General features: G+C 72.7%; 25 protein-coding genes and 1 pseudogene. 11 read left to right on the forward strand and 15 right to left on the reverse strand.

Annotated elements, in window-relative coordinates:
• Positions 1-56: 56 nt before the first annotated feature.
• From IE249_RS26400 to IE249_RS26410, 3 genes are all read right to left on the reverse strand, one after another.
• Complete coding sequence (locus tag IE249_RS26400; RefSeq protein WP_229859332.1) at positions 57-533, reverse strand: GNAT family N-acetyltransferase; 477 nt, start codon at positions 531-533, stop codon at positions 57-59.
• A 158-nt stretch (positions 534-691) separates the two neighbouring features.
• On the reverse strand, positions 692-1,300 hold the full coding sequence (locus IE249_RS26405) for a DUF1349 domain-containing protein (RefSeq protein WP_189708602.1): 609 nt from the start codon (positions 1,298-1,300) through the stop codon (positions 692-694).
• A 46-nt stretch (positions 1,301-1,346) separates the two neighbouring features.
• The gene (locus tag IE249_RS26410; RefSeq protein ID WP_268249723.1) at positions 1,347-2,876 is read right to left on the reverse strand and encodes an aldehyde dehydrogenase (NADP(+)); all 1,530 of its coding nucleotides are present in this window, start codon (positions 2,874-2,876) and stop codon (positions 1,347-1,349) included.
• Between the two features lie 141 nt (positions 2,877-3,017).
• On the opposite strand from IE249_RS26410, the gene IE249_RS26415 reads away from it, so the two are divergent.
• The 3 genes from IE249_RS26415 (at position 3,018) to IE249_RS26425 (ending at position 5,831) form a co-directional block, all read left to right on the forward strand.
• Positions 3,018-3,791 carry an IclR family transcriptional regulator gene (locus tag IE249_RS26415; protein WP_189708606.1) on the forward strand — a complete coding sequence of 258 codons (774 nt, stop codon included), beginning with the start codon at positions 3,018-3,020 and terminating at the stop codon, positions 3,789-3,791.
• 3 nt (positions 3,792-3,794) lie between these two features.
• Positions 3,795-4,265, forward strand: coding sequence for a GNAT family N-acetyltransferase (locus IE249_RS26420; RefSeq protein ID WP_189708608.1), 471 nt, complete (start codon positions 3,795-3,797; stop codon positions 4,263-4,265).
• 114 nt (positions 4,266-4,379) lie between these two features.
• Positions 4,380-5,831: a peptidoglycan D,D-transpeptidase FtsI family protein gene (locus IE249_RS26425; RefSeq protein ID WP_189708708.1), complete on the forward strand. Its 1,452-nt coding sequence runs from the start codon at positions 4,380-4,382 to the stop codon at positions 5,829-5,831.
• Between the two features lie 43 nt (positions 5,832-5,874).
• Here IE249_RS26425 and IE249_RS26430 read toward each other — a convergent pair whose 3' ends face one another.
• The 9 genes and pseudogenes from IE249_RS26430 to IE249_RS40125 form a co-directional block, all read right to left on the reverse strand.
• A complete protein-coding gene (locus IE249_RS26430) occupies positions 5,875-7,326 on the reverse strand; it encodes an NCS2 family permease (protein ID WP_189708610.1) in 1,452 nt (483 codons plus the stop codon).
• Positions 7,327-7,527: 201 nt separating this feature from the next.
• Positions 7,528-8,322: an HAD family acid phosphatase gene (locus IE249_RS26435; RefSeq protein WP_189708612.1), complete on the reverse strand. Its 795-nt coding sequence runs from the start codon at positions 8,320-8,322 to the stop codon at positions 7,528-7,530.
• 229 nt (positions 8,323-8,551) lie between these two features.
• A pseudogene (locus tag IE249_RS26440) lies at positions 8,552-8,851 on the reverse strand (carbohydrate ABC transporter permease); the annotation flags it as partial.
• A 97-nt stretch (positions 8,852-8,948) separates the two neighbouring features.
• Positions 8,949-10,688, reverse strand: a complete 1,740-nt coding sequence (araD, locus tag IE249_RS26445; protein ID WP_189708613.1) for an L-arabinonate dehydratase — start codon at positions 10,686-10,688, stop codon at positions 8,949-8,951.
• The gene (locus IE249_RS26450) at positions 10,685-11,596 is read right to left on the reverse strand and encodes a dihydrodipicolinate synthase family protein (protein WP_189708615.1); all 912 of its coding nucleotides are present in this window, start codon (positions 11,594-11,596) and stop codon (positions 10,685-10,687) included. Before IE249_RS26450 ends, araD begins: the two co-directional genes overlap by 4 nt.
• Positions 11,593-12,258 carry a GntR family transcriptional regulator gene (locus IE249_RS26455; protein WP_189708617.1) on the reverse strand — a complete coding sequence of 222 codons (666 nt, stop codon included), beginning with the start codon at positions 12,256-12,258 and terminating at the stop codon, positions 11,593-11,595. Before IE249_RS26455 ends, IE249_RS26450 begins: the two co-directional genes overlap by 4 nt.
• 148 nt (positions 12,259-12,406) lie before the next feature.
• Positions 12,407-13,156, reverse strand: a complete 750-nt coding sequence (locus IE249_RS26460; protein ID WP_189708619.1) for an MBL fold metallo-hydrolase — start codon at positions 13,154-13,156, stop codon at positions 12,407-12,409.
• Between the two features lie 69 nt (positions 13,157-13,225).
• Positions 13,226-13,813, reverse strand: a complete 588-nt coding sequence (locus IE249_RS26465) for a TIGR03086 family metal-binding protein (RefSeq protein WP_189708621.1) — start codon at positions 13,811-13,813, stop codon at positions 13,226-13,228.
• Positions 13,806-14,048, reverse strand: coding sequence for a DUF6010 family protein (locus tag IE249_RS40125; RefSeq protein ID WP_189708716.1), 243 nt, complete (start codon positions 14,046-14,048; stop codon positions 13,806-13,808). The genes IE249_RS26465 and IE249_RS40125 overlap by 8 nt, the downstream gene beginning before the upstream one ends.
• A 140-nt stretch (positions 14,049-14,188) precedes the next feature.
• Here IE249_RS40125 and IE249_RS26475 point away from each other — a divergent pair, with 140 nt between their 5' ends.
• Positions 14,189-15,460 carry an MFS transporter gene (locus IE249_RS26475; protein WP_189708623.1) on the forward strand — a complete coding sequence of 424 codons (1,272 nt, stop codon included), beginning with the start codon at positions 14,189-14,191 and terminating at the stop codon, positions 15,458-15,460.
• Positions 15,461-15,592: 132 nt separating this feature from the next.
• Here IE249_RS26475 and IE249_RS26480 read toward each other — a convergent pair whose 3' ends face one another.
• Together IE249_RS26480 and IE249_RS26485 are read right to left on the reverse strand one after the other, a co-directional pair.
• Entirely contained in the window at positions 15,593-16,759 is a 1,167-nt protein-coding gene (locus tag IE249_RS26480; protein ID WP_189708625.1) for a hypothetical protein, read from the reverse strand.
• The gene (locus IE249_RS26485; protein WP_189708627.1) at positions 16,756-17,706 is read right to left on the reverse strand and encodes a 5-dehydro-4-deoxyglucarate dehydratase; all 951 of its coding nucleotides are present in this window, start codon (positions 17,704-17,706) and stop codon (positions 16,756-16,758) included. The genes IE249_RS26480 and IE249_RS26485 overlap by 4 nt, the downstream gene beginning before the upstream one ends.
• 282 nt (positions 17,707-17,988) lie before the next feature.
• Here IE249_RS26485 and IE249_RS26490 point away from each other — a divergent pair, with 282 nt between their 5' ends.
• The 7 genes from IE249_RS26490 to IE249_RS26520 all read left to right on the forward strand — a co-directional run bounded on the left by IE249_RS26490 (position 17,989) and on the right by IE249_RS26520 (position 25,503).
• Entirely contained in the window at positions 17,989-18,798 is an 810-nt protein-coding gene (locus IE249_RS26490) for an NAD-dependent epimerase/dehydratase family protein (RefSeq protein ID WP_189708629.1), read from the forward strand.
• A gap of 306 nt (positions 18,799-19,104) precedes the next feature.
• Positions 19,105-19,875, forward strand: a complete 771-nt coding sequence (locus IE249_RS26495) for a DeoR/GlpR family DNA-binding transcription regulator (RefSeq protein WP_189708631.1) — start codon at positions 19,105-19,107, stop codon at positions 19,873-19,875.
• 139 nt (positions 19,876-20,014) lie between these two features.
• Positions 20,015-21,382: an ABC transporter substrate-binding protein gene (locus IE249_RS26500; RefSeq protein ID WP_189708633.1), complete on the forward strand. Its 1,368-nt coding sequence runs from the start codon at positions 20,015-20,017 to the stop codon at positions 21,380-21,382.
• On the forward strand, positions 21,382-22,326 hold the full coding sequence (locus IE249_RS26505; protein ID WP_189708635.1) for a carbohydrate ABC transporter permease: 945 nt from the start codon (positions 21,382-21,384) through the stop codon (positions 22,324-22,326). The genes IE249_RS26500 and IE249_RS26505 overlap by 1 nt, the downstream gene beginning before the upstream one ends.
• The gene (locus tag IE249_RS26510) at positions 22,323-23,183 is read left to right on the forward strand and encodes a carbohydrate ABC transporter permease (protein ID WP_189708637.1); all 861 of its coding nucleotides are present in this window, start codon (positions 22,323-22,325) and stop codon (positions 23,181-23,183) included. The genes IE249_RS26505 and IE249_RS26510 overlap by 4 nt, the downstream gene beginning before the upstream one ends.
• Entirely contained in the window at positions 23,180-24,169 is a 990-nt protein-coding gene (locus IE249_RS26515; RefSeq protein WP_189708639.1) for a zinc-dependent alcohol dehydrogenase family protein, read from the forward strand. Before IE249_RS26510 ends, IE249_RS26515 begins: the two co-directional genes overlap by 4 nt.
• Positions 24,170-24,264: 95 nt before the next feature.
• Positions 24,265-25,503 carry a TerD family protein gene (locus IE249_RS26520; RefSeq protein WP_189708641.1) on the forward strand — a complete coding sequence of 413 codons (1,239 nt, stop codon included), beginning with the start codon at positions 24,265-24,267 and terminating at the stop codon, positions 25,501-25,503.
• A 125-nt stretch (positions 25,504-25,628) separates the two neighbouring features.
• On the opposite strand, the gene IE249_RS38545 is transcribed toward IE249_RS26520, so the two are convergent.
• Positions 25,629-26,314 (reverse strand): alkaline phosphatase PhoX (locus IE249_RS38545; protein ID WP_229859322.1); only part of this gene is annotated, 686 nt, incomplete at its 5' end.

The raw sequence follows: 26,314 nt of genomic DNA on the forward strand, positions 1-26,314 counted from the left end.
ACCGGCTCGGGCGGAGGCGCTCCCCGCCCATTGCGTGAACCTTCAAACAGCCCGCCTCATTCCCGGGCCAGGGTGTACCGCAGGTACAGGTGGTGGTCGCCCTCGGCGGGCGGGTGCTCCGGGTCGGGAACCCAGCCCCGGCGGGCGTAGAAGGCCTGGGCGCGGGCGTTGTCCGCGTGCACCTCCAGCACGGCCGCGCGCCTGCGGTCGGCCCGCCACTGCTCCACGCAGGCCCGGTGCAGTGCCGTGCCGATGCCGAGGCGCCAGTGGGCGGGCTCGACGTGGAACTGGAACAGCTTGACCGTGTCGGCCGAGGCCGCGCCGTCCGGGACGCGGAAGGAGGCGACGCCCGCGATCCGGCCCCGCTCCACCGCGCACAGCACATGGGCGTCGGCCCGCTCGATGGAGGCCCGCCAGGCCGCGCGCCAGTCGAGGCCGTCCTGCGGGACGCCGTCCGGGTAGTACGTCGAACGGGCCCGGAAGTGCAGCTCCGCGATGGTCTCCGCCTCGGCGGGCAGCGCGGTGCGGATCACCGGGGCACGGGGCGCCGGACGGGCCGGACGGGCCGGACGGTCCTGGTGCTCCGGCTGGTCCTTACGGTCGCGGTGATCCAGGTGGTCCAGGTGATCCTGATGGCTGTCGGGGTCGCTGATCATGCACGCCAGGACGCGGGCGCCGCCGCCGCGGTTCCTCAGCCGCCGTCGCGGAGGTCGGCCGGCCAGGTGGGGCGGTACTCGATGTGGTCGTAGGTGACCACGCAGCCCTCGCCCAGGGGGGACTGGGCCATGAAGCCGACCAGGGCCGCCCCCGTCTCCTTCTCGCCGCCGAGCGTGAACAGGCGGACGAAGGTCCACTGCCTGCCGTCGCGGGAGGCGTGGAAGGCGAGGGCGCGCCCGGTGCGGCTCACCCGCAGCCACACGGAACTGCCTTCCACGGTGAAGGAGTTGGCGTCGTCGGAGTGGCCCCGGGTGACCACCGTGCAGACGGTGGGCACGTCCGGGGAGTACTCCAGGCAGAGCTTGGCCCACGCCCGCTCGCCGACGTGGACGTAGAGCGCGCCGGCGTCGAAGGAGGCGTTGAAGCCGACCGTCACCCGGGCGATCAGCTGGAAGTCGCCCTCCGGCGCCCCGAGCAGGCGGGGCGCGTCGGAAGCCGGGTCCAGCGCCTCGCCGGCGGGCGGGACGAACCGGTCCTGCCGGGGACCGGCCCATCCGGACAGCATGCCGTCCTCGTGCTCCCAGTGCCCGTCCGGGCCGTAGGTGCGAAGGGCGAAGGGAAGTTCGGGCAGCTCCACGTCCATGCCCCGCAGTCTCCCAGCCGCCACGCCCGCCCCGGTGGCCGGGGCTTCAGCGTTCCAGACGGCCGTTGAACCGGCGGGGCAGCCCGAGGGGGTTGTCGTCGCGCAGCTCGGGCGGGAGGAGGGCCTCGGGGGTGTTCTGGTAGGCGACCGGGCGCATCCAGCGCTCGATCGCCGTGCCGCCCACCGACGTGGACGTGGAGGTGGTGGCCGGGTAGGGGCCGCCGTGGTGCTGGGCGGGGGCGACCGCCACGCCGGTCGGCCAGGCGTTGACGAGCACGCGCCCGGCGAGCGGGGTCAGCTCGGCGAGCAGTTCCGCGCCGCGCCCCTCGCCGGCCGCCTCCCCTTCGGACAGGTGCACGGTCGCGCTGAGGTTGCCCGGCAGCCGGGACAGCACGGCGGTCGCCTCGCTCTCGTCCTCGTAGCGCGCGACCACGGTCACCGGTCCGAAGCACTCCTCCAGGAGCAGGTCGTGGGCGCCCTCGGCGGCCAGCCGGTGCGCGGGCACCGTCAGGAAGCCCGCGCTCACCGTGTGCTCGCCGCCCGCGCCCGGGGCGACCGGCGACTCGACGTCCTCGAGTGCGGCGCGCTCGGCGACACCGGCGACGAAGTTGTCCCGCATCCGGTGGTCGAGCAGCACGCCGGGGCCGGTGTCGCCGACCGCGTCCGTCAGGGACTTGACCAGCCGGTCGCCCGCCGCGCCCGCCGGCGCCAGCACCAGGCCCGGCTTGACGCAGAACTGTCCGACGCCCAGGGTCATCGACCCGGCGAGCCCGGCACCGATGGCCTCCGCCCGCTCGGCCGCGGCCGCCTCGGTCACCAGGACCGGGTTGAGCGAGCCCAGTTCGCCGTGGAAGGGGATCGGCGCCGGCCGAGCGGCCGCCGCGTCGAACAGCGCCCGCCCGCCGCGCACCGATCCGGTGAAGCCGGCCGCGGCGACCAGCGGGTGCCTGATGAGTTCGAGGCCCGCCTCGAAGCCGTGCACCAGGCCGACGACGCCCGCGGGCATGCCGTGCTCGGCGGCGGCGTCCCGCAGCACCCGCGCGACCAGTTCGGACAGCGCCGGGTGGTCCGGGTGCGCCTTGACGACGACCGGGCAGCCCGCGCCGAGCGCGCTCGCGGTGTCGCCGCCGGCCACGGAGAAGGCGAAGGGGAAGTTGGAGGCGGAGTACACGGCGACGACGCCGAGCGGCACCTTGAAGCGGCGCAGGTCCGGGACCGGCGGGGTGGCGGTGTCGTCGGGGTGGTCGATGATCACGTCGAGGAAGGCGCCCTCGTCGACGATGTCCGCGAAGGCCCGCAGCTGGTAGCAGGTCCGGGCGAGCTCCCCGGTGAGCCGGACGGGACCGAGCGCGGTCTCGGCGTCGGCGGCCTCGACGAGCGGGTCCCGGGCCGCCTCGAGACGGTCCGCGGCGGTGCGCAGGAAGGCCGCCCGCACGGCGCGGTCGGCGAGCGCGCCGCGTGCCGCGTGCGCGGCCCGGACGGCGGCGTCGACCTCCTGGGCTGTGGCCTCCACCGCAACCTGTTCCCGCTGCTTCCCGGTACGGGGATCGACACTCCAGACTGGTGCTGCTGCCACCGCGGGTCCCTCCACATGTCTTTGCCGCAGTACGTACGTCATCTCAGCGGTGTTCGATATACTGAACGCTGTCTCTGATGATGAATATGATGTCCGAGACTATATCTCCGAAGTTCTCGTCCAACGAAGGGGTCAAGGGCGATGTCGGCAGGCGAGACAGGCGGCGGGGCGCAGGTCAAGTCCGCGGTGCGGACCGTGGAATTGCTCGAGTACTTCGCCGGCCGGCCCGGTATGCACTCCCTGGCCGCGGTCCAGGAGGCCGTCGGCTATCCCAAGTCCAGCCTCTACATGCTGCTGCGCACCCTGGTCGAGCTCGGCTGGGTGGAGACCGACGCGACCGGCACCCGGTACGGCATCGGCGTGCGCGCGCTGCTGGTGGGGACCTCCTACATCGACGGCGACGAGGTCGTCGCGGCGGCCCGGCCGACCCTGGACCGCCTCTCCGACGACACCACCGAGACGATCCACCTCGCGCGCCTGGACGGCACCAACGTCGTCTACCTCGCCACCCGGCAGTCGCAGCACTACCTGCGCCCCTTCACCCGCGTCGGCCGCCGCCTGCCCGCCCACTCCACCTCCCTCGGCAAGGCGCTGCTGAGCACGTACTCCGACGAGCAGGTCCGCAAGATGCTCCCGGAGACGCTGCCCGCGCTGACCGAGCACACCATCACCGACCGCGAGAAGCTGATCGAGGAGCTGCACCAGATCCGCGACCAGGGGTACGCGGTGGACCGCGAGGAGAACACCCTGGGCCTGCGCTGCTTCGGCGTGGCGATCCCGTACCGCACCCCGGCGCGGGACGCGATCAGCTGCTCGATCCCGGTGGCCCGTCTGACCCCGGCACACGAGCAGATGGTCAAGGACGCTCTCTTCGACGCCCGTGACCGCCTGACGCTCGCCACCCGGAGGCTGTGAGACATGGACGTCGTGCTCCGCGAGGTACACGACAGCGATCTGCCGGTGTTCTTCCGGCAGATGAACGACCCGGAGTCGCTGCGGATGGCGGCCTTCACCCCGAAGGACCCGGCCGACCGCGACGCCTTCGACGCGCACTGGCGAAAGATCCGCGACTCCTCCGACGTCCTGCGCACGATCCTCGCGGACGGGGACGTGGTCGGCAGCGCCGCGGTGTACGGCGAGCCGGGCGAGCGCGAGGTCACCTACTGGGTGGACCGCGCCCACTGGGGCCGGGGCATCGCCACGGCCGCGCTCGCCGCGCTGCTGGCCGAGGTCCCCGAGCGCCCGCTGTACGCCCGCGCGGCCGCGGACAACACGGGCTCGCTGCGGGTGCTGGGCAAGTGCGGCTTCCGGCGGGCCGCCACGGCCCGGGGGTTCGCCCAGGCCCGCGGTGAGGAGATCGACGAGGTGGTCCTTACCCTGCGCGACTGAGACCGCGCGACCGGGACACGCGGCCGGGACGCCCCCGCCCTCGCATGAACGTCCGATGAGAAACCGGGGCGGAAGGGAACGGTTCCCTGTCCCGTGTTCGTCCTTCCGTGCGGGATGAACAAGACGATCAGGCGGGCATCCGTCTTCGCGCTGCTGCTCGTGTTCGCTCTGCTGGTCAGGGCGACCTGGGTGCAGTTCTACGACGGCAGGGCCCTCGCGGACGACAAGGACAACCGGCGCAAGGCCATCGAGACGTACTCGCAGCCGCTGGGGAACATCGTCGTGGGCGGCAGCGCGGTCACCGGATCCGCGCAGACCACCGGCGGCGACCTCAAGTACAAGCGCACGTACAAGAAGGGCGAGCTGTACGCCGCGGTGACGGGCTACAGCTCCCAGGTGTACGGGGCGACCCAGCTGGAGGGCGTCTACCAGGACCTCCTCGACGGCACCGACAGCCGGCTGAAGAACCCGCTCGACACCATCACCGGCAAGCGCGCCGCCCCGGGCGACGTGATCACCACGATCGACCCGGACGTCCAGAAGGCGGCGTACGACGCGCTCGGCGGCAAGAAGGGCGCGGCCGTCGCCATCGACCCGGCCACCGGCAGGATCCTCGCGGTCGTCTCCACGCCCTCCTACGACCCGGGCGTGCTCAGCACCGGCGACCGCAGCGCCTGGAAGCGGCTGACCGACGACCCCGACAAACCGATGACCAACCGCGCGCTGCGCCAGCCGCTGCCGCCCGGCTCGACGTTCAAGCTGGTCGTGGCAGCGGCCGCGCTGGAGGACGGGCTGTACTCGTCGGTGGACGTGAGGACCGACAGCCCGGACCCGTACCACCTCCCGGGCACCACTCGTGAGCTGTCCAACGAAAACCCGAGCGCGCCCTGCGAGAACGCCACGATCCGCACCGCCCTGCAGTACTCCTGCAACAACGTCTTCGCCAAGATGGCCGTGGACCTCGGCCAGGACAAGGTGCGGGCGATGGCGGAGCGGTTCGGCTTCGACGACCGCTCGCAGGACGTGCCCGTACGGGCGTACACGAGCGTCTACCCCAAGGACATGGACAAGGCGCAGACCGCGCTGACCGGCATCGGGCAGTTCGACGTCACCGCCACTCCGCTGCAGATGGCGATGGTGTCGGCGGCCATCGCCCACGGCGGCGAGCTGGTCCGGCCGCACATGGTGTCGCGGACCACCGACGGCGACGGCGACGTGCTGGAGAACTTCGACGACCACCCCGGCAGCAAGCGGATCGTCAGCTCCTCGACCGCCACCCAGCTGCGGTCGGCGATGCGGACCGTCGTCGAACAGGGCACCGGCACCAACGCCCGGCTGTCCGGGGTGACCGTGGGCGGCAAGACGGGCACCGCCCAGCACGGCGAGAACAACAGCCAGGTGCCGTACGCCTGGTTCACCTCCTACGGCACGTCCGATTCGACCGGCAGGCAGGTCGCGGTCGCGGTGGTCGTGGAGCAGTCCGACGCGGCCCGCTCGGAGGTCAGCGGCAACGGTCTGGCCGCGCCGGTGGCCAAGGCGGTGATGCGGGCCGCGCTCAAGAACTGACCCGGGATCCCGGTGGGCGGGCGGGTCGGGCGGGTCGGGCGGGTCACTTCACGCCGAGCACCTGCTCCACCGGGTCGATCGCGAAGTACACGAGGAACAGCGCCGAGACGCCCCACAGCAGCCAGTTGACCTCGCGGGCCTTGCCGAGCACCGTCTTGATGACGACGTACGACAGGAATCCGGCCCCGATGCCGTCGGTGATGGAGTACGTGAACGGCATCGCGGCGATGGTGAGGAAGGCCGGGACGGCGATCTCGTAGCGGTCCCAGTCGATGTGCTTGACGTGGGTCATCATCAGGAAGCCGACCGCGATCAGCGCGGGCGCGGCCGCCTGCAGCGGGACGATGGTCAGCAGCGGGGTGAGGAACAGCGCCAGACCGAACAGACCGCCGGTGACCAGGTTGGCGAAGCCGGTGCGGGCGCCCTCGCCGACCCCGGCGGCGGACTCGATGTAGGCGGTGTTGGAGGAGGCGGAGCCGACGCCGCCCGCGATCGCGGCGGCGCCGTCGATGAACAGCACCCGCCCGATGCCGGGCACCTGGCCCTGCTCGTCGAGCAGTCCGGCCTCGGCGCTGATGCCGACGATGGTGCCCATGGCGTCGAAGAAGTCCGACAGGATGAGGGTGAAGACCAGCAGGACCACGGTGAGCGCGCCGGCCTCGCCGAAGCCGCCGAACAGGCTGAAGTGACCCACCAGCCCGAAGTCCGGTGCGGCCACGACCTTGTCGGGCACCTTGGGCGTGGTCAGGCCCCAGCTCTTCACGTCGGCCACGGCGTTGACGGCGATCGCGACGACCGTCATCGTGACGATGCTGATCAGGATCGCGCCCTTCACCTTCCGCGCCAGCAGCGCGACGGTCAGCAGCACCCCGAGGCAGAAGACCAGGACGGGCCAGCCGGTCAGCCGGCCCACGGCGCCGAGCTGCACGGGCACGGTGGTGTTCGCCGCGTCCGGGATGCGGCTGACGAAGCCGGCGTCGACGAAGCCGATGAAGGCGATGAACAGGCCGATGCCGACGCCGATGGCCTGCTTGAGCTGCTGCGGGATGGCGTTCATGATCGCCTCGCGCAGCCCGGTGAGCACCAGCACACAGATCAGGACGCCCTCGATCACCACCAGGCCCATCGCGTCCGCCCAGCTCATCAGCGGGGCGATCTGGAAGGCGACGACGGCGTTGAGGCCGAGACCGGCGGCGATGGCGAGCGGCAGATTGCCGCCGACGCCCATGATGACCGTCATGACGCAGGCCACCAGGGCGGTGGCGGTGACCAGTTGGCCGGTGTCCAGCTGGTGGCCGAACTTGTCCTTGGCGCTGCCCAGGATGATCGGGTTCAGGACAAGGATGTAGGCCATGGTGAAGAACGTGGCGAGACCGCCGCGTATCTCCCGGCCGAGGGTGGAGCCGCGTTCGGTGATTCTGAACCAGCGGTCGACGCCGCCTGCCGCCTGCGGCGCGGCACTTGGCCGGCCGACCGCCTTCTGCGTGTCCGACATGCCTGGACTCCTCGGGGTGCCTGAGTGATCGGTGCGCGGATGCTGGCTGGATTGTTCCCCCGGCGGACCGGTTTCAGGTTGAGCCCGTGTTACGGAATCGGCGTCACTCGGCATCGGTGTCCCTCGGCATCGGCTGCGAACGCCCCCGTCCGGACGTGAGGCCGGGCGGGGGCGTTCGCGAAGGCGTGCGGACGGCGCGCGCTAGCTGACGAAGTACGTCGGGTTGGGCAGCTTGTACGTCCGGTCGGCGTAGCCGCCGTCGAGGTCGGAGTACTGGTCGCCGAAGTTGGCGACGATGTCGTACCCGAGGTCCTCGATGTGCTTGCGGGTGCCGGACTTGTACTGGACGGTGGTGCACTTCCAGGCGCCCGGGGTGGCGCAGTCGGCCAGGTAGGACGGCGGGTTGGCCGCGTCCTTGAGGAACATGTGGGCGGCGTCGAGGTTGACGTCGGCGCCGACCTTCTTGAGGTTGTCCACGGCGGCGGTGCGCTGGGCCTCGCTCAGGCCCGAGTTGTAGAACACCTCGACGCCCTTGCTCGCGGCGTACCGCACGAGCTCGGGGCTGCCGAAGACCTCCGGCCGGTCGGCGCGGTTGACGTAGGCGGCCCAGCTGGCCGAGTTGTAGGTGTAGTTGTAGCGCTTCTCGTAGTCGAGGCTGAGCAGCAGGGTGTCGTCGATGTCGAAGACGACGGCCGGCTTCTCGCCCCGGTGGTGCGCCTTGCGGGCGGCCTTGTCGATGTACCGCTTGGCGTCGGCGTCGACGCGCGCCAGGTCCTTGGCGTACGGGCTGTCCGGGGACGCCTGGTAGACGCCGTTCGCGTCGAGCGCGGTGCCGTAGTAGGTGTCGATGTCCTTCACCAGGAGCCCGATGTTGTACGGCTCGCGGGTGGAGTTGGCCGTCGACTGTCCGGCACCGGCCGCGCCGGCGCCGTAGAGCGCGCCGCCGGCGACGGCACAACTGGCGACGAGAGCCGCCGCCCTGAGGGACTTCCGCATGGAATCTCCGCGTCTGATGGGGTGTTTGATGCACCAGGTCACGCACTGTCTACGCGCATCACACACCCCTGCGCGAGGGGAGTTACCCGATCGATACACAACCCACCCGGACAGCGGATCAAGAGCCCGCAGACCGAAGTGGTCCCTGAACTGAGCGCCCCCTCACCGTCCCGCGGGTCCGCGGGCCCTCCACGGTGCCCAGTCGCCCAGGTGGGCCTCTCTGGTCGCCGATCCCGACCTCGACGACCACCCTTCTGGCACTGAAGGTCAGGGCGTCCCAGAACTGGGGGTCCTTGGTGAACGCCTGGACGAAGTTGTCCAGGGCTGCCCAGCCGTTGCGCCACGGCTTGGTCGGGTTGTAGTCGCGCGGGCCGTAGCAGAAGACGCTGAGCACCGGGTGGGCGATGAAGCCCGGCATGAGCAGGGCGGCGGGCGCGATCAGCAGGCACGGGAGCCTGCGGGGCGTGGCGGAGGCACGGCGCCGCCTCGGTGGCGCGGACGGTTTCGCCACGGCTGCGGCTCGGGCCATGACTGTTCTCCGGTCGCCGTGGGGCGGGTGCGGGCTATGCGGCAAGCGCTTGCTACCTACACGTGAGGGTGGGCCGGCCCCCGGGACGGCCCGGGGGTCAGCCCGCGTACGGGTCGGGGACGTTGCCGGGCCGGGCCAGGAACTCGAAGTCGCAGCCGGTGTCTGCCTGGGTGATCTGGTCGGCGTAGAGCGCGCCGTAGCCGCGCTCGTAGCGCACGGGCGGCGGGGTCCACTCGGCCCGGCGCCGCGCCAGTTCCTCGTCGGCCACGTCGAGCCGGAGGGTGCGCGCCGGCACGTCGAGGGTGATCGGGTCGCCGGTGCGCACCAGCGCGAGCGGCCCGCCGACGTACGACTCGGGCGCCACGTGCAGCACGCACGCGCCGTAACTGGTGCCGCTCATACGGGCGTCGGAGATCCGCACCATGTCGCGCACGCCCTGCTTGAGCAGGTGGTCCGGGATGGGCAGCATGCCGTACTCGGGCATGCCCGGGCCGCCCTTGGGTCCGGCGTTGCGCAGCACGAGAACACTGTCGGCGGTGATGCCGAGCGCGGGGTCGTCGATGGTGCGCTGCATGGTCCGGTAGTCGTCGAAGACGACGGCCGGTCCGGTGTGCTGGAGCAGGTGCGGCTCGGCGGCGATGTGCTTGATGACGGCGCCGTCCGGGCACAGGTTGCCGCGCAGCACGGCGACCCCTCCCTCGGCCGCGACCGGGTTGTGGCGCGGGCGGATCACGTCGTCGTCGTGCACGCGGGCGCCCGCGATCTGCTCGCGCAGGGTGTCGTGCGCGACGGTCGGGCGGTCCAGGTGGAGCAGGTCGGGGATGCGGGAGAGGAAGCCGGGCAGGCCGCCGGCGAAGTGGAAGTCCTCCATGAGGTACTTCCGGCCGCCGGGGCGGACGTTGGCGAGGACCGGGACCGTGCGGGCGATCCGGTCGAAGTCGTCGAGGGTGAGCCGTACACCGGCGCGGCCCGCCATGGCGATCAGGTGGATCACGGCGTTGGTGGAGCCGCCGAGGCCGAGGACGGTGGTGACCGCGTCCTCGAAGGCCTCGCGGGTGAGGATGCCCGACAGCCTCCGGTCCCGGTGGACCAGTTCGACGGCCGCCGTCCCGGCCTTCGCCGCCATCCGCTCGTGCGCGGAGTCCACGGCCGGGATGCTGGAGGCGCCGGGGACGGTGACGCCGAGCGCCTCGGCCGCGGCGGTCAGGGTGGAGGCGGTGCCCATGGTCATGCAGTGGCCGGGCGAGCGGGCCAGGCCGCTCTCCAGCTCGGTGATCTCGCAGTCGCCGATGAGTCCGGCCCGCCGGTCGTCCCAGTACTTCCACATGTCGGTGCCGGAGCCCAGCACCTCGCCCCGCCAGTGGCCGGGCAGCATCGGCCCGGCGGGCACGAACACGGCGGGCAGGCCGACGCTGGCCGCGCCCATGAGCAGCGCGGGCGTGGACTTGTCGCAGCCGCCCATCAGGACCGCCCCGTCGACCGGGTAGGAGCGCAGCAGCTCCTCGGTCTCCATGGCGAGCATGTTGCGATACAGCATCGGGGTCGGCTTCTGGAAGGTCTCGCTGAGCGTGGCGACGGGGAACTCCAGCGGGAAGCCGCCCGCCTGCCACACCCCGCGCTTGACCGCCTGGGCGCGCTCGCGCAGGTGCACGTGGCAGGGGTTGATGTCCGACCAGGTGTTGAGGATCGCGACGACCGGCTTGCCCAGGTGCTCCTCGGGCAGATAGCCGAGCTGGCGGGTGCGGGCGCGGTGGCTGAAGGAGCGCAGGCCGTCGGTGCCGTACCACTGGTGGCTGCGCAGGTCCTCGGGGCGCCTGCGGGCGACGGGGGCGCTCATGTCGACCACCCCGCGGCGATGGCGGCGACCTCGGCGCGCTCGCCCGGCGGGAGCGGCTTGCTCGGCGGGCGTACGTCCCGGCGGCACAGGCCGAGCGAGGCGAGGGCCTCCTTGACCACGGTGACGTTGTCGGCGGAGCCGTTGGCGGCGCGCAGTTCCTCGAAGCGGCGGATCTGCTCCCACACCTTCATCGCGGCCGGGTAGTCCCCCGCCCGCAGCGCCTCGATCATGTTGCGGGAGACGGACGGGGCGACGTTGACCAGCCCGGAGGTGAAGCCGGTGGCGCCGGCGGAGAAGTAGGAGGGCGCGTAGGGCTCGGCGAGGCCGGCCACCCAGACGAAGCGCTCCAGGCCCGCGTCCCGGGCGAAGGCGGCGAAGCGGGCCGCGTCGGGGACGGCGTACTTGACGCCGATCACGTTGGGGCAGGCCTCGGCGAGTTCGGCGAGGCGGGCGCCGGGCAGCCGCGCGTTGCGGATGTAGGGCACGACGCCGAGGGCGGGCACGGCCTCGGCGATGGCGCGGTGGTAGTCGACCCAGCCGCCCTGGGAGACGTAGGGGTGGACGGGCTGGTGGACCATGACCATCGTGGCGCCCAGGTCGCGCGCGTGCCGGGCGGAGGCGACCGCGGTGGCCAGGTCGTGGCCGACGCCGGCCAGTACGCTCGCCCGGTCGCCGGCCTCCTCGACGGTCAGCTCGGTGACCAGCCGCCGCTCCTCGGGGGTGAGGGCGTAGAACTCGCCGGTGTTGCCGTTGGGGGTGAGGGTGGTGACGCCGCCGTCGAGCAGCCGGCGCAGCAGGGCCCGGTGGGTCTCCCGGTCGACGCCGCCGTCCTCGCCGAACGGGGTCACCGGGATCGCCACCACGTCGGCCAGGGCCGCCCGCTGGGTCTCGAACGTCACGCCGGTCATTCCTGCCCTTCCTTTCCGGGGAGTCCGGGGGCCTCGGGGAAGGCCCGGCGCACGAAGGACGCGATGTGGGCGTGCAGGGCGCGGGCCGCGCCGTCGGCGTCTCCCTCCGCGGCGAGCCGCAGGATCTCGCGGTGCTCGGCGGCCTCGCGCTCCCAGGAGGGGTGGGCGGACCAGGCGACCGTGGAGACCAGTGCGGCCTGGTCGCGGACCGCGTCGAGCATCCGCCCGAGCAGCGGGTTGCCGCAGGGCAGGTACAGGGCGCGGTGGAACTCGCGGTTGGCGAGGGAGCGTTCGGCGGTGTCGGCGGCCTCGTCGGCGCGCTCGAGCGCGTCGCGGGCGGCGTCGAGGGGGGCGCGGTGCCGCACCGAGCGCCGGAGGGCCTCCGGTTCGAGCAGCAGCCGTACGTCGTAGACCTCGCGCGCCATCTCGGCGTCCACTTCGCGCACCGTCACGCCCTTGTACTGGCTCATCACCACCAGTCCGGTCCCGGCCAGGGTCTTGAGGGCCTCGCGCACCGGGGTCTTGGAGACCCCGAACAGCGCGGCGAGTTCGGTCTCGACCAGGGCCTGACCGGGCGTCAGCCCTCCGGTGAGGATGCGGTGTTTGATCCCTTCCAGCACGACCTGCGTGCGGGAGGGGATCGGCATGGGCACAGAGGTCATGCGCGCCTCCCGGTGTCGCGTGCGGCGATCTCGCGTATCGCGTCTCATATATGACGTATGAAGTACGACGCGACGAAGGTAGGGGCGGTAAGCGGTTTCGTCAACGCCTTCGACAGGAGGGGCGGACGGACAGCGAACCGGTGATCCGTCAGAAGGTGAGGACGTCGCCCTCGCGTGCGGCGGCCACGCGGTCGCCGAAGACCGCGGCGGCGCGCTCGGCGGCCGACTCGCGGGTGAGGGCGGGCCCGATGTGGGTGAGGAGGAGTTCGCGCGCGCCCTTGCCGCAGGCGCCCGCGTCCTCGGGCGTGAGATGGACCTGGTGTTCGCCTTCGCGACGGGTGCCGAGGTCGGCCTCGCACAGGAACACGTCGGCGCGGCGGGCGAGTTCGGCGAGCGCGTCGCAGGGGCCGCTGTCGCCGGAGTAGGCCAGCACGCTGCCCTGGCACTCGGCGCGCAGCCCGTAGGCCTCGACGTCGTGGAAGACGGCGCGGGCCGACAGGCGCAGGTTCCAGTGGCGCACCTCGTGCCCGTCGTGCAGGGGCCGGAAGTCCAGGATGCCGCGCAGGAAGCCGGCGTCGGGGCGGCCGAAGAAGCCCGCGAGGCGCCGGGGCAGGTCGGCGGGCGCGTAGACGGGGACGGGCGCCGGCGGGGTCATGCCGCCGAAGGCGAAGGCGTGGACGGCCGCCAGGAGGTCGGCGGTGTGGTCCGCGTGGACGTGGGAGATCCAGATCGCCGTGAGCCGCGCCGGGTCGGTGTGCCGCTGCAACTCCGCGAAGGTGCCGGGCCCGGCGTCCACCCACACCTCGGCGCCGCCCCCGCGCAGCAGGTAGCCGGAGCAGGGGCGGTCGGGGCCCGGGTGCGGGGAGGCGGTGCCGAGGACGGTGAGGCTCAGGGGCATGGTGGGGAGCGTACGGTCAGCGCGTCCCGCCTGCTCCCCTTTCCGCCCGTTCGGCCGGTCCTGGCCGGTTCACGGCTTCCAGCCCGGATCCCGGCCGCTGAGCCCGACCGTACGGTCCAGCAGCGGGGCGTCGCCGGGGACGGCCACGGCGGGTCCGAAGGGGCCGTCGCCCCGCCGCAGGTCGTCGGGGGCCGCCTGGAGGAAGCCGTACGACGCCTCGAGCGCGACCGGGTCCGGCGCGTACTCCTGGCCGGTGGCCCGCGCCAGGTCCCAGCCGTGGATCACCAGCTCGTCCGCCGCCACCGCGCCGGCGACCGCGCCCGGCAGGTCGACGCCCCCGGCCCGGGTCATGCCGGTCCAGGCGGCGGGATCGCGCCATGCGTCGGCGAGGTCGTCCAGCACCTTGGGCAGCTCCTCGCGCCAGCCGGGCCCGATGCCGGGGAGGGCGGTGTCCGGGCCGGTGTCGGTGGTGGCGCCCAGGTCCTTGCGGGCGGCGTCGCGGAAGGCGACCGACAGTCCCAGCAGGTGCCCGAGCAGGTTGCGCACCGCGAGGTCGGGGCACGGCGTCCGCGCGGTGAGCTGGTCGTCGCGCACCTTCTCGGCCAGGCGCGCCACGGCACGGGCCTGCGGCCCGAGATCGAAGACGGTGTCACTCATGGTCTGCTCCTCGAGTCCTCGCGTTCCGTACGAAGGACAGACCCCCGCTCCGCCGGAAACTCATCGACGGGCCCCCGGCGAACTCCCAGCCGCCGAGCCCCCCGCCCCTGAGGTAGGCGGCGCCCGCGCCCGCCACCATGATCGCGTCGATGCGGCGGCGGTGCGGTTCGCGCGGGAGGGACAGGACGAGGACGTAGAGGGCGCCGATGACGACCGGCATGACGTAGCGCAGCATGCGGCCGACGCCAGGCCGCCGCCCGCGCCGGTCCCAGCGGGACTGGTGACAGGTTCCGACGGATGTCCGCCGGGCCGGGGTCCGCGCTACGGCACCTGCCCGATCCGCGCGGTGGGGCCTTAGGGCCACGATCGGCAGGCATGACGAGGACGCGATCGACGACGGGACGGGCGAAGGAGCCGGCCGGGCAATGGGCTCCGGCGCGGGTGGTGCGCGACCGGGAGGCGGGGCTGTGCCTGGCGGCCGTGGTGGTCTCCGGGTTCGGCACGTCCGCGCTGTGGCTGGCGTCGGGCGTGTGGGTCAGGGACCTCACCGGCTCGGACGGCCTCGCGGCGCTGTGCCTGCTCGCCCTGTGGGCGCCCGCCCCGGCCGGCCCGCTGCTCGGCACGCTCGCCGACCGGGTGCGCCGCAGGCCGCTGCTGATCGGTGCGAACCTTCTGCTCGCGGCCCTCCTGCTCACCCTCCTCACCGTCCACTCCCCCGCCCGGCTGTGGGTGATCTACGCGGTCCTGTTCGCCTACGGCGCGGTCGGCGTCGTGCATGACGCGGCGAAGTCGGCCCTGGTCGCCACCGCCGTCGATCCCGCGCTGCTCGGCGACTTCAACGGGCTGCGCACCAGCGCCGCCGAGGGCATGAAACTGCTGGCGCCGCTCGCGGGGGCGGGTCTGTACGCGGCGTACGGCGGGCCGTGCGTGGCCCTGCTGGACGCGGGCACGTTCGCGGTCGCCGCCGGACTCTACGCGCTGCTGCGGGTGCGCGAGGACCGACCGGCGCCGCTGCCCGGTTCCTGGCGTGAGCGCACCCGCGCGGGTGTGCGGAGCCTGCGGGAGCACGGGGGCCTGCGGGCGCTGGTGACGGCCGGGGGCGCCACGATGCTGTGCGCGGGCGTGAACGGCGCGCTGATCTGGGCGGTCGTGGACGGCCTCGGGCACGCCCCCGCCTACGCGGGGCTGCTGTACGCGGTCCAGGGGGCCGGCTCGGTCGTGACCGGGCTTCTCTCGGGGACCGCTCTGCGGCGCCTCGGCGGACCCCGCTTCGCGGCGTACGGGATCGCCCTGACCGGGATCGCGGTGGCCCTGCGGGCGGTGCCGTCCGACGCGGTGGCCCTCGGCTGCTCGGCGGCGATCGGGGCGGGGCTGCCCTGCGTGCTGATCGCGGTGTTCACCGCCGTCCAGCGCGAGACCCCGCCCGAACTGCTCGGACGGGTGGCAGCCACCGCCGACACCCTGGTCTTCGTGCCGAACGTCGCCGGACTGGCGTTGGGTGCCGGGCTGGTGGCGGCCGCCGGCCACCGGGTACCGCTGGTCCTGGTGGGCGCGGGGCTGCTGGCGACGGCGGCGGCACTGCGCCGGAGCCCCACGAGTGCGGAGCCGACCGCCACCGATCCGTCGTCCGACGCCAAGCCCGCATGAGACAGCCGCAGTTCGCCCGCCACTGCCCGGCCAGCCGCAGTTCGCCGCCACTGCCCGGGCGGCACCCCCGGCGCCGCCCGTACCGGGCACGACCCCGCCGGCCGGCACGGACGAGACCGGCGGCGAGCCCTCTCAGAGCTCGGCGAGAGCCGAGCGGACCGCTGCCAAGTCGTCGTCCGACGCCAAGCCCGCGTGATACAGGCGGAGTTCGGCCGCGCCGAGATGCCGGGCGCGGCGGGCGTCCTGGGCGAGGGCGGAGGGCCGGCCGCCCATGCCCGACACGATGGTGAAGTTGGCGGCCAGCACCGACCCGGCCCGCGCGTGTTCGGCGAACGGGGTCAGCTGTCCGGCGCCGCCCGTGCAGGGCACGACCACGCCGTCCGCGACGGAGAGGATGTGCGCGGGGTCCACTCCGGCGTTGGCGCCGCAGTGGTACGACACCGGATCGGCGTGCAGCAGTACCTGGAAACCCTCGGGGGCCGCCGCCCGCACGGCCGCCACCGCCGTCTCCTGGAGGCTGCGCGCGGTGTCGTCGCGCCAGGCGCGGGTGAGGGCCGCGCTCCCCTCGCCGAGCAGCTTCGCCACCCCGGCCCAGCCGCCCTCGGACGGGGCCGCCCCGTGCCACAACGGCTCCAGGGCGGCGCGCACCGCACCGGCCAGTTCCTCGGGATCGAGACCGAGTCCGGCGTACCCCGCACCGCAGTCCGGGCAGAAGCACAGGGACATCAGGTACTGCCCGGCGTCGCCGAGGCCCACCCCGGCGGTCTTGTCGTGGGCGTGCAGATGGGCGAGCCCGTACCAGCCGAGCGACTCCAGTTCGGTGCCGCGCGCGCCGGGCCGCACGGCCGCCTCGGCGGCGAGGCGGGTCAGGTACGCGCGCGTGGCGGGCCGCGCGACGCAGGGCGCCCAGGGGTAGCGGTCGCCGTAGGCGTTGACGACGGAGGTGTCCGGATGCTCGGCACCCAGGCGGGAGTTGTGCGCGAGCACGACCCAGCTGTGCACCTCCAGGCCGGCCCCGGCGAGCGCGTCGGCGGCCCGGCCGTAGGCGTCACCGGGCGCCCAGTCGCCGGCCGGGTACGGCCGCAGGGCGCGGCCCGCCCAGCCGTCGCCGGGCGGGTAGAGCACGGCGGCGTGCTCGGCGGTGACGATCCGGTGGCGCGGGTGGCGGGGGGTCAGCGCGCGGGTGGAGTGGTAGGCGGAGGCGAGCGTGACCTGCCGGACGCCGAGGGCGGCGATCCGGTCCGGTGCGGCGGGGTCGCCGTCCACGTCCCAGGGGTAGACGAACGCGGAGGCCCTCACGCCGGGTCACCCGCCTCCTCGGTCAGCGCGTACCCGCGCTCGATCAGCTGGGCGAGCTGTTTGACGTGCTCCTCGGCCGGCTCCTCCAGCGGCGGCCGCACCTCGCCCACGTCCAGGCCGCGCAGCCGTACCCCCGCCTTGACCAGGGAGACGGCGTACCCCCGCCCCTGGGCACGCAGTTCCACGAAGGGCCGGTAGAAGCCGTCCAGGAGCCGGGCGGCGATGGTGTCGTCGCCGTCGCGCAGCGCCCGGTGGAAGGCGAGGGCGATCTCGGGCGCGAAGCAGAAGACGGCGGAGGAGTAGAGGGTGATGCCGATGCCGCGGTAGGCGAGCTGGGTCTGCTCGGCGGTGGGCAGGCCGTTGAAGTACAGGAACCCGCCGGGGACCTCGGTGCGCACCGCGCTGACGATCCGCTGCATGAGGTCGAGGTCGCCGACGCCGTCCTTGAAGCCGATGATGCCGTCCGTGCGGGCGAGTTCGGCCACGGTGCGGGGCTCGAAGACGGCGTTGTCGCGCTGGTAGACGACGACGGGCAGGTCGGTGGCGGCGGCCAGTTCGCGGTAGTGGCGCAGCAGCCCGTCCTGTCCGGCGACGACCAGGTAGGGCGGCATGGCGAGCAGCCCGTCCGCACCCGCCTCCCGCGCCAGGCGGGCGTACCGCACGGCGAGCGCGGTGCCGTAGCCGGCGCCCGCGACGACGGGTACGCGGCCGGCGGTCTCCTCGACGGCCGCGCGGACGCAGTCCTGGAACTCCTCCGGGGTGAGCGCGTGGAACTCCCCGGTGCCGCAGCAGGCGAACACGGCCGCCGCGCCGGCCTCGACCCCGCGGCGCACATGCTCGCGGTAGACGCCGAGGTCGGGCGAGCCGTCGGGGCCGAAGGCGGTGACGGGGAAGAACAGCGGCCCGCTGGGGATGCTGAGGCGTTCGGCGAGGGGTGCTGACGGCACGGGCTCTCCCTAGGGACAGGTCGCTCATGTTTCTGATCGATGTCCATATTCATGAACAGACCCACGCTAAGACGGCCCCGCACGGCCGGTCAAGCGCGCAAACGGGCAAGGGGCAGGCGGATTGCGCGACTCCGGGAGACACTCGAAGGGGCCTTGACGGCGCGCGGCCACCCTTCATAGCTTGTCCACGCATGTGAATACTGTCCACACACGCGGTCCGATGCCGTCCACGCATGCGGTCTCGCGGCCTTCAGCGCGCCGTCGACACAAGGAGATCCGAGGATGCCCGCTCCCCGCACCGTTCTGCTCACCGGCGCCGCCGGCGGGCTCGGCACCCTGATGCGGGGCCTGCTGCCCGGGTACGGCTACGCGCTGCGCCTCCTCGACATGCGGCCCGTCGAGGGCGAGCCGGACGCGATCACCGCCGACCTCGCCGACCGGGCCGCCCTGCGCGAGGCCGTCAGGGGCGTCGACGCGATCGTCCACCTCGCGGGCATCTCCCTGGAAGCCCCGTTCGAGAAGATCCTCAAGGCCAACATCGAGGGCACGTACCACCTGTACGAGGCGGCGCGCGAGGAGGGCGTCGGCCGGATCGTGTTCGCCTCCTCCAACCACGCGGTCGGCTACACCCCCCGCCCCGAGGACGGCGACCCGCTGATCCCCGTCGACACCCCGCGCCGCCCCGACACCTTCTACGGACTGTCCAAGTCCTTCGGCGAGGACCTGGCCCAGCTCTACTGGGACAAGCACGGCATCGAGACCGTCTCCGTGCGCATCGGGTCCTGCTTCCCCGAGCCGACCAGCGTGCGCATGCTGTCGCTCTGGATGAGCCCCGGGGACGGCGCCCGCCTCTTCCACGCGGCCCTGACCGCCGAGCACGTCGGCCACACCGTCGTGTACGGCTCCTCCGCCAACACCCGTCTGTGGTGGGACCTGAGCAGCGCGCGGGCGCTCGGCTACGAACCGGAGGACGACTCCGAGCCGTACGCGGCGAAACTGATCGCCGAGCAGGGCGAGCTCGATCCCGCCGGCCCGGCGCACGCCCGGCTGGGCGGCCACTTCGTGACGGACCCGCCCATCTGGCCTTACTGACCGGACACCGGGCACCGAAAAGAGCGGGCGGGCACCGAACGGGCCCGCCCGCCGCGCCGTTCGGGCACGGAGGCTGCCCGATCCCACCGGCCGGCCACCGCGTCCCCAGGTCCGCGACGGGCCCGCCCTGGAGCCGAACGGGCAGGATCGGGCACACTCGGGCCCGCAACAGGCCTGGTCACCGCCGCACGCCCGCTGTAGAACTTCCCCCAAGGCCCCAGCGGGCCCGAACGGGCACGGCCGGGCCGGCCGCCGCCGCGAGGCGGGGCCGGCCGGGAAACACAGCACGGAAGGCAGGTGACGGCGATGACGGCGAGAACCGCGGAGGAACGGCAGCGCGAGATCGTCCAGGCCGCCCGCCGCACCGGTTCGGTCGACGTCACCACGCTCGCCGCCGAACTGGGCGTGGCCAAGGAGACCGTACGCCGGGATCTGCGGGCCCTGGAGGACCACGGGCTCGTCCGCCGCACGCACGGCGGCGCCTATCCCGTGGAGAGCGCCGGATTCGAGACGACCCTCGCCTTCCGCGCCACCAGCCACGTGCCCGAGAAGCGCAGGATCGCCGCCGCCGCGGCCGAACTCCTCGGGGACGCCGAGACCGTCTTCGTCGACGAGGGCTTCACCCCGCAGCTCATCGCCGAGGCCCTGCCCCGGGACCGGCCGCTGACCGTGGTCACCGCCTCCCTCGCCTGCGCGGGCGCGCTGGCGGAGGCGGGGAACACCACCGTCCTGCTGCTCGGCGGCCGGGTCAGGCCCGGCACGCTCGCCACGGTTGACCACTGGACCACCAAGATGCTGGCCGGATTCGTCATCGACCTGGCGTACATCGGAGCCAACGGCATCTCCCGCGAGCACGGGCTGACCACGCCCGACCCGGCGGTCAGCGAGGTCAAGGCCCAGGCCCTGCGCGCCTCCCGCCGCACGGTCTTCGCGGGCGTGCACACCAAGTTCGGGGCGGTGAGCTTCTGCCGTTTCGCCGGGGTCGGCGACCTCGAGGCGATCGTCACGAGCACCCTGCTGCCCGCCTCCGAAGCCCACCGCTACTCGCTCCAGGGCCCGCAGGTCATCCGCGTCTGACGGCCCAGGCCCCGCCCCGCCGCACCAGGGCTCCGCGCATCCCGCGGCACCCCTTATATACCCGTACATCCGCAACCCCCCATAAGTCCGCGACCTCTCGCACCCCGCACCCCGCACCCCGCACCCCCAGGAGCAACCCATGCGAACCCAGACCAGGAGAACGCCCCGCGCGCTGTACGCCGTGGCCGCCGCAGGAACGCTGATCACCCCCCTTCTCGCCGGCTGCTCGGGGGCCGGCGGCGCCGGGGGCGGATCCTCCGCCCACTCCATCAACGTCCTGATGGTGAACAACCCGCAGATGGTGGAGTTGCAGAAGCTCACCGCGGCGCACTTCACCAAGGACACCGGGATCAAGGTGAACTTCACCGTGCTGCCGGAGAACGACGTCCGGGACAAGATCAGCCAGGACTTCGCCAACCAGGCCGGCCAGTACGACGTCGCCACCCTCAGCAACTACGAGATACCGATCTACGCCAAGAACAACTGGCTGCACTCGCTGGACTCCTACGTCGCCGCCGACAAGGGCTTCGACCAGCAGGACATCCTCGCCCCCATGCGCACCGCCCTCACCGCCGCGGACGGCAAGCTCTACGGCGAGCCGTTCTACGGGGAGTCGTCCTTCCTGATGTACCGCAAGGACGTGTTCAAGAAGAAGGGGCTCACCATGCCCGCGCACCCCACCTGGCAGCAGGTGGCTGACCTCGCGGCCAAGGCGGACGGCGCCGAGTCCGGCATGAAGGGCATCTGCCTGCGCGGCCTGCCGGGCTGGGGCGAGGTCATCGCCCCGCTGACCACCGTGGTCAACACCTTCGGCGGCACCTGGTTCGACAAGGACTGGACACCGCGCCTGGACTCCAAGGAGTTCAAGCAGGCCACCCAGTTCTATGTCGACCTGGTACGCAAGCACGGGGAGTCGGGCGCCGCGCAGTCGGGCTTCGCGGAGTGCCTGAACAACATGACCCAGGGCAAGACCGCCATGTGGTACGACGCCACCTCCGGCGCCGGATCCCTGGAGGCGGCCGGCTCACCGGTCAAGGGCAAGATCGGCTACGTGCCGGCGCCGGTGGAGAAGACCAGGAGCTCCGGCTGGCTCTACACCTGGGCCTGGGGCATCCAGAAGGCCTCCAAGCACGCCGGCGACGCCTGGAAGTTCATCTCCTGGGCATCCGGCAAGGACTACGAGCAGCTGGTCGGCAAGACCGACGGCTGGGCCAACGTCCCGGCGGGCAAGCGCACTTCGACCTACGACATCCCCGAGTACCGCAAGGAGGCCGCGGCCTTCGCGGACGTGACCCGGGACGCCATCGCCTCGGCGCAGCCGGGCAACCCGGGGGTCCAGCCGCGGCCCGCGCCCGGCATCCAGTTCGTCGGCATCCCCGAGTTCACCGATCTGGGCACCAAGGTCTCCCAGGAGATCAGCTCCGCCATCGCCGGACGGGAGTCCGTCGATGGCGCCCTGAGCAAGTCCCAGTCGCTCGCCGAGACGGTCGCGAAGAAGTACCGGTGATGACCGCCACCACCACCGCCCGGGTCGCCGCGGTCCAGCCGCGGACGGCCCGGCCGCCGAGCCGGCTCCGTGCCTGGGCCACGCGCGCCCCGCTGCTGCCCGCCCTGATCTTCATGATCGTCGTCACCCAGCTGCCGTTCGTGGCGACGCTGGTGATCTCCTTCCTCGACTGGAACTCGCTGTATCCCAAGGAGCGCCACTTCACCGGGTTCGGCAACTACTCGCAGGTGCTGAGCACACCCGAACTGCGCAAGTCCGTGTGGACGACGATCCTGCTGACCGTCACCGTGGTGCTCGTCAGCCTGCTGCTCGGGCTGCTGCTCGCGCTGCTGCTCGACCGCCGCTTCCGCGGCCGGGCGGCGGTGCGCACCATGCTCATCGCGCCCTTCCTGCTGGTACCGGTCGCATCCGCCCTGCTGTGGAAGCATGTGCTTTTCAACCCCGAGTACGGCCTGTTCAACGGCCTGCTGCACTGGATCGGGGGAGGCGGCGCGCCCCAGCCGGACTGGATCTCCGACATGCCGCTGGCGGCCGTGGAGGCTTCGCTGGTGTGGCAGTGGACGCCGTTCATGATGCTGATCCTGCTGGCCGGGCTGCAGAGCCGCGACCCCGAGCTGATCGAGGCGGCCCGGATGGACGGCGCCGGCGACTGGCAGGTGTTCGTCCACATCACCCTGCCGCACCTGCGCCGCTACCTCGAACTGGGCGTGCTGCTCGGCTCGATCTACATCGTGCAGAACTTCGACGCGGTGTTCACCATCACCTCCGGCGGCCTGGGCACCGCGAACCTGCCGTACACCGTCTACCAGACCTTCTACCAGGCGCACGAGAACGGGCTCGCCTCGGCGGCCGGCGTCCTGGTCGTCATCGGCTCGATCATCATCGCGACCTTCGCCCTGCGCGTGGTGTCGTCCCTGTTCCGCGAGGAGGTGTCCCGCGCATGAGCGGCAACGCCACGGCCCTGCGGGGCCTTCGCCGGCCGGGCTGGAAGGGCGCGGGCCTGGGTCTGGTCGCCTGGCTGGCCGGCATCGTGTTCGTCCTGCCCATCGTCTGGATGGCGCTGACGTCCTTCCACTCGGAGGCGGACGCGGCGACCAACCCGCCGTCCCTGACCGCCTCGCTCACCTTCGACAGCTACCGCGAGTTCTTCGGCCTGGACGGCGGCGCGAGCCCCTGGCCGGCGCTGATCAACTCCACCACGGCCTCGGTCGCCTCCACCGTGCTGACCCTGCTGCTGGCGCTGCCGGCCGCGTACGCGCTGTCCGTCCGCCCCGTGAAGAAGTGGACCGACGTCCTGTTCTTCTTCCTGTCCACCAAGATGCTGCCGGCCGTGGCGGGCCTGCTGCCGATCTACCTCTTCGCCAAGAACGCCGGGCTGCTGGACAACATCTGGGCCCTGGTCGTGCTCTATACGGCGATGAACCTGCCGATCGCGGTCTGGATGATGCAGTCCTTCCTCTCCGAGGTGCCGGTCGCGATCATCGAGGCGGCGCAGATCGACGGTGCCCGGCTGCCCACGGTCCTCGGCCGAGTGGTGGCCCCGATCGCCCTGCCGGGCATCGCCGCGACCGCGTTGATCTGCTTCATCTTCAGCTGGAACGAGCTGCTGTTCGCGCGGGTGCTCACCGGCGTGGTCGCCGAGACCGCCCCCGTCTTCCTGACCGGCTTCATCACCAGCCAGGGCCTGTTCCTGGCCAAGGTGTGCGCCGCGTCGCTCGTCATCTCCCTGCCGGTGCTCGCCGCGGGGTTCGCCGCCCAGGACAAACTGGTCCAGGGCCTGTCGTTGGGAGCCGTGAAATGAAGGCCGCCGTCATCGAGTCCGTGGGCCGCGCCGTCGTCACCGAGGTCCCGGACCCGACGCCAGGGCCCCGCGAGGTCGTGGTCGAGGTGGCCGCCTGCGGTCTGTGCGGCACCGATCTGCACATCCTCCAGGGCGAGTTCGCGCCCAAGCTGCCGATCGTGCCGGGCCACGAGTTCGCGGGCACGGTCGTCGGCGTCGGCGCCCGGGTCACCGAGGTAGCGGCCGGCGACCGGGTGGCCGTGGACCCCTCGCTGTACTGCTACGAGTGCCGCTACTGCCGCGACGGCCACAACAACATGTGCGAGCGGTGGGCTGCGATCGGGGTGACCACGGCCGGGGGCGCCGCGCAGTACGCGGTGGCGCCGGTGGCCAACTGCGTGAAGCTGCCCGAGCACGTGCGCACCGAGGACGCGGCGCTGGTCGAGCCGCTGTCCTGCGCGGTGCGCGGCTACGACGTGCTGCGCTCCCGGCTCGGCGCGCACGTGCTGATCTACGGCTCCGGGACCATGGGCCTGATGATGCTGGAGCTGGCCAAGCGCACCGGCGCGGCGAGCGTGGACGTCGTCGACATCAATCCGGCCCGTCTGGAGACGGCGCGGAGCCTCGGCGTGAGCTCGTCGGCGGCGAGCGCGGACGAGCTGGAGCGGCCCCAGGGCTGGGACGTGGTGGTGGACGCCACCGGCAACGCGGCGGCCATCCAGGACGGCCTGGACCGGGTGGCGAAGGCGGGCACGTTCCTGCAGTTCGGGGTGGCCGACTACGCGACGCGGGTGACGATCGACCCGTACCGGATCTACAACCAGGAGATCACCATCACCGGCTCGATGGCGGTGCTGCACAGCTTCGAGCGGGCGGCGGAGCTGTTCGCGAACGGGGTGCTGGACCCGGACGTCTTCATCAGCGACCGGATCCCGCTGGCCCGCTATCCGCAGGCGCTCGAACAGTTCGCGGCGGGGGTGGGGCGGAAGATCGTGGTGGTGCCGTAGGGCCGCCAGGACCAGGGGTTTCGCCGGCGTGTCACCCGTTCGGCAGGTAAGGGAACGGTAAAGCGCCTTCGTTCGTTAGCCCCCACATGACAGCTATGACCCCTGGCTCGAACATCCCTCTGTCCGCCGCGCGCGTCACGGTGGACGTGGCCGCCCCGGTGCGGCTGGACGTCTCGGGCCTGCTGCTCACGGGCGACGGCAAGGTGCGCTCGGACGACGACTTCATCTTCTACAACCAGCCCTCGGGCCCGGGCGTCACCTACCGCCCGGGCGGCGGTACGGCGCCGGACGCGATCACCGTGGACACGGCCGCCGTACCGCCGGGCATCGAGAAGATCGTCGTCACGGCGAGCCCGGACGCCGCCGGCCAGACCTTCCAGGGCATCGAGCCCACGGCCACCCTGCGCGACGCGGACGGCGGAGCGGTGCTGGCCACGTTCACCCCGCCCCGGCTCGGCGCGGAGACGGCGCTGGTGGTCGTGGAGATCTACCGGCGCAACGGCCAGTGGAAGGCGCGTGCCGTCGGCCAGGGGTACGCCAACGGGCTCGCCGGCATCGCGACCGACTTCGGCGTCTCGGTGGAGGAGCCGGCCCCGGCCGCGGCGCCCCAGCCCGTGACCCCGCCGGCCCCGCCGCACCCGGGCGCCCCGCCGCAGCCCATGGCTCCGCCGCCCGCCATGCAGCCCCAGGTGACGCCGCCCGTTCCGCCCGCCCCGCCCGCTCCCCCGGCTCCGTCGGCGCCCGCCCCGGGCACCGGCAAGATCAACCTGGACAAGGGCCGCGTGAGCCTCCAGAAGAACCAGACGGTCTCCCTGGTCAAGGGTGGCCGCCCGCTGCTGTCCCAGGTGCGGATGGGCCTCGGCTGGGAGCCGGCGTTCCGCGGCGCGGACATCGACCTGGACGCCTCCGTCATCGCCTACGGACCGCAGCGCAACCACCTCGACAGCTGCTACTTCGGCAAGCTGTCGATCCTGAACGGCGCGGTCAAGCACTCCGGCGACAACCTCACCGGCGAGGGCGCGGGCGACGACGAGGTGATCGTGGTCGACCTCGGCCGGCTGCCCCAGGAGGTCACCGGCCTGGTCTTCACCGTGAACTCCTTCTCCGGGCAGAAGTTCACCGAGGTGGCCAAGGCCTACTGCCGGCTCGTGGACGCGGCCACCGACGAGGAGCTGGTCCGCTTCGACCTCACCCACGCCGAGGCGCAGACCGGTGTGATGATGGCCAAGCTGATCCGCCAGTTCTCCGGCGAGTGGGAGATGACGGCCATGGGCGACTTCGTCAAGGCCCGCACGGTGCGCAACATGGTGAAGCCGGCCGCCCAGGCCCTGTAGCCGGCGGGCGGACGGCGGTACGTGCGCGGGCGGCCCGGAGGTACGTGCGCGCGGGGGCGCCCTCGCCGGTGCGGCGACGGGACGGCGGGAGCGCCCCCGGTCTCAGTGGGTTTCCCGGGTCCGGGTCACCGCCGCTGGCGCTTCCAGGGGCCGGTGATGGCGAGCATGATGCCCGGCTCCTGGATGTTGGCGAACAGGGTGCGGCCGTCGGGCGAGAAGGTGACGCCGGTGAACTCGCTGTACTCCGGCTCCTCCTCGGTGCCGATGTTCAGCTCGTTGCGGGCGATCGGGTAGGTGCGGCCGCTGTCGGTGGCGCCGAACAGGTGCTGCACCCCCTCGCCGTCCTCGGCGATGACCAGACCGCCGTAGGGCGAGACGGTGATGTTGTCCGGGCCGTCGAAGGCGCCGTCCGCGGCCGGGTCCGGGTTCACCCCGAGCAGCACCTTCAGGGTGAGGGTGCGGCGCCTGGGGTCGTAGAACCAGACCTGGCCGTCGTGCTGGACGGGGCTCTCGGCGCGGGCGTAGGAGGAGACGATGTAGGCGCCGCCGTCGCCCCACCACATGCCCTCGAGCTTGCGGGCGCGGGTGACCTGGCCGGTGGTGAACTGCTTGCGCACGGAGGTGGTGCGCGCGTCGCGGTCGGGCACGTCGACCCAGTCGACGCCGTAGACCGTGCCGGTCCGCGTGGCGCGGGAGAGGTCGTCGACGAACCGGCCGCCGGAGTCGAAGCACTTGAAGGCCTGGAGCACGCCCGCGTCGGCGGCGAGGGTGCGCAGCCTGCCCCGGCCGTGCCGGAAGCCGGCCGGCGGGG

This window comes from Streptomyces anandii JCM 4720 (assembly GCF_014650655.1).
GTDB lineage: Bacteria > Actinomycetota > Actinomycetes > Streptomycetales > Streptomycetaceae > Streptomyces > Streptomyces anandii.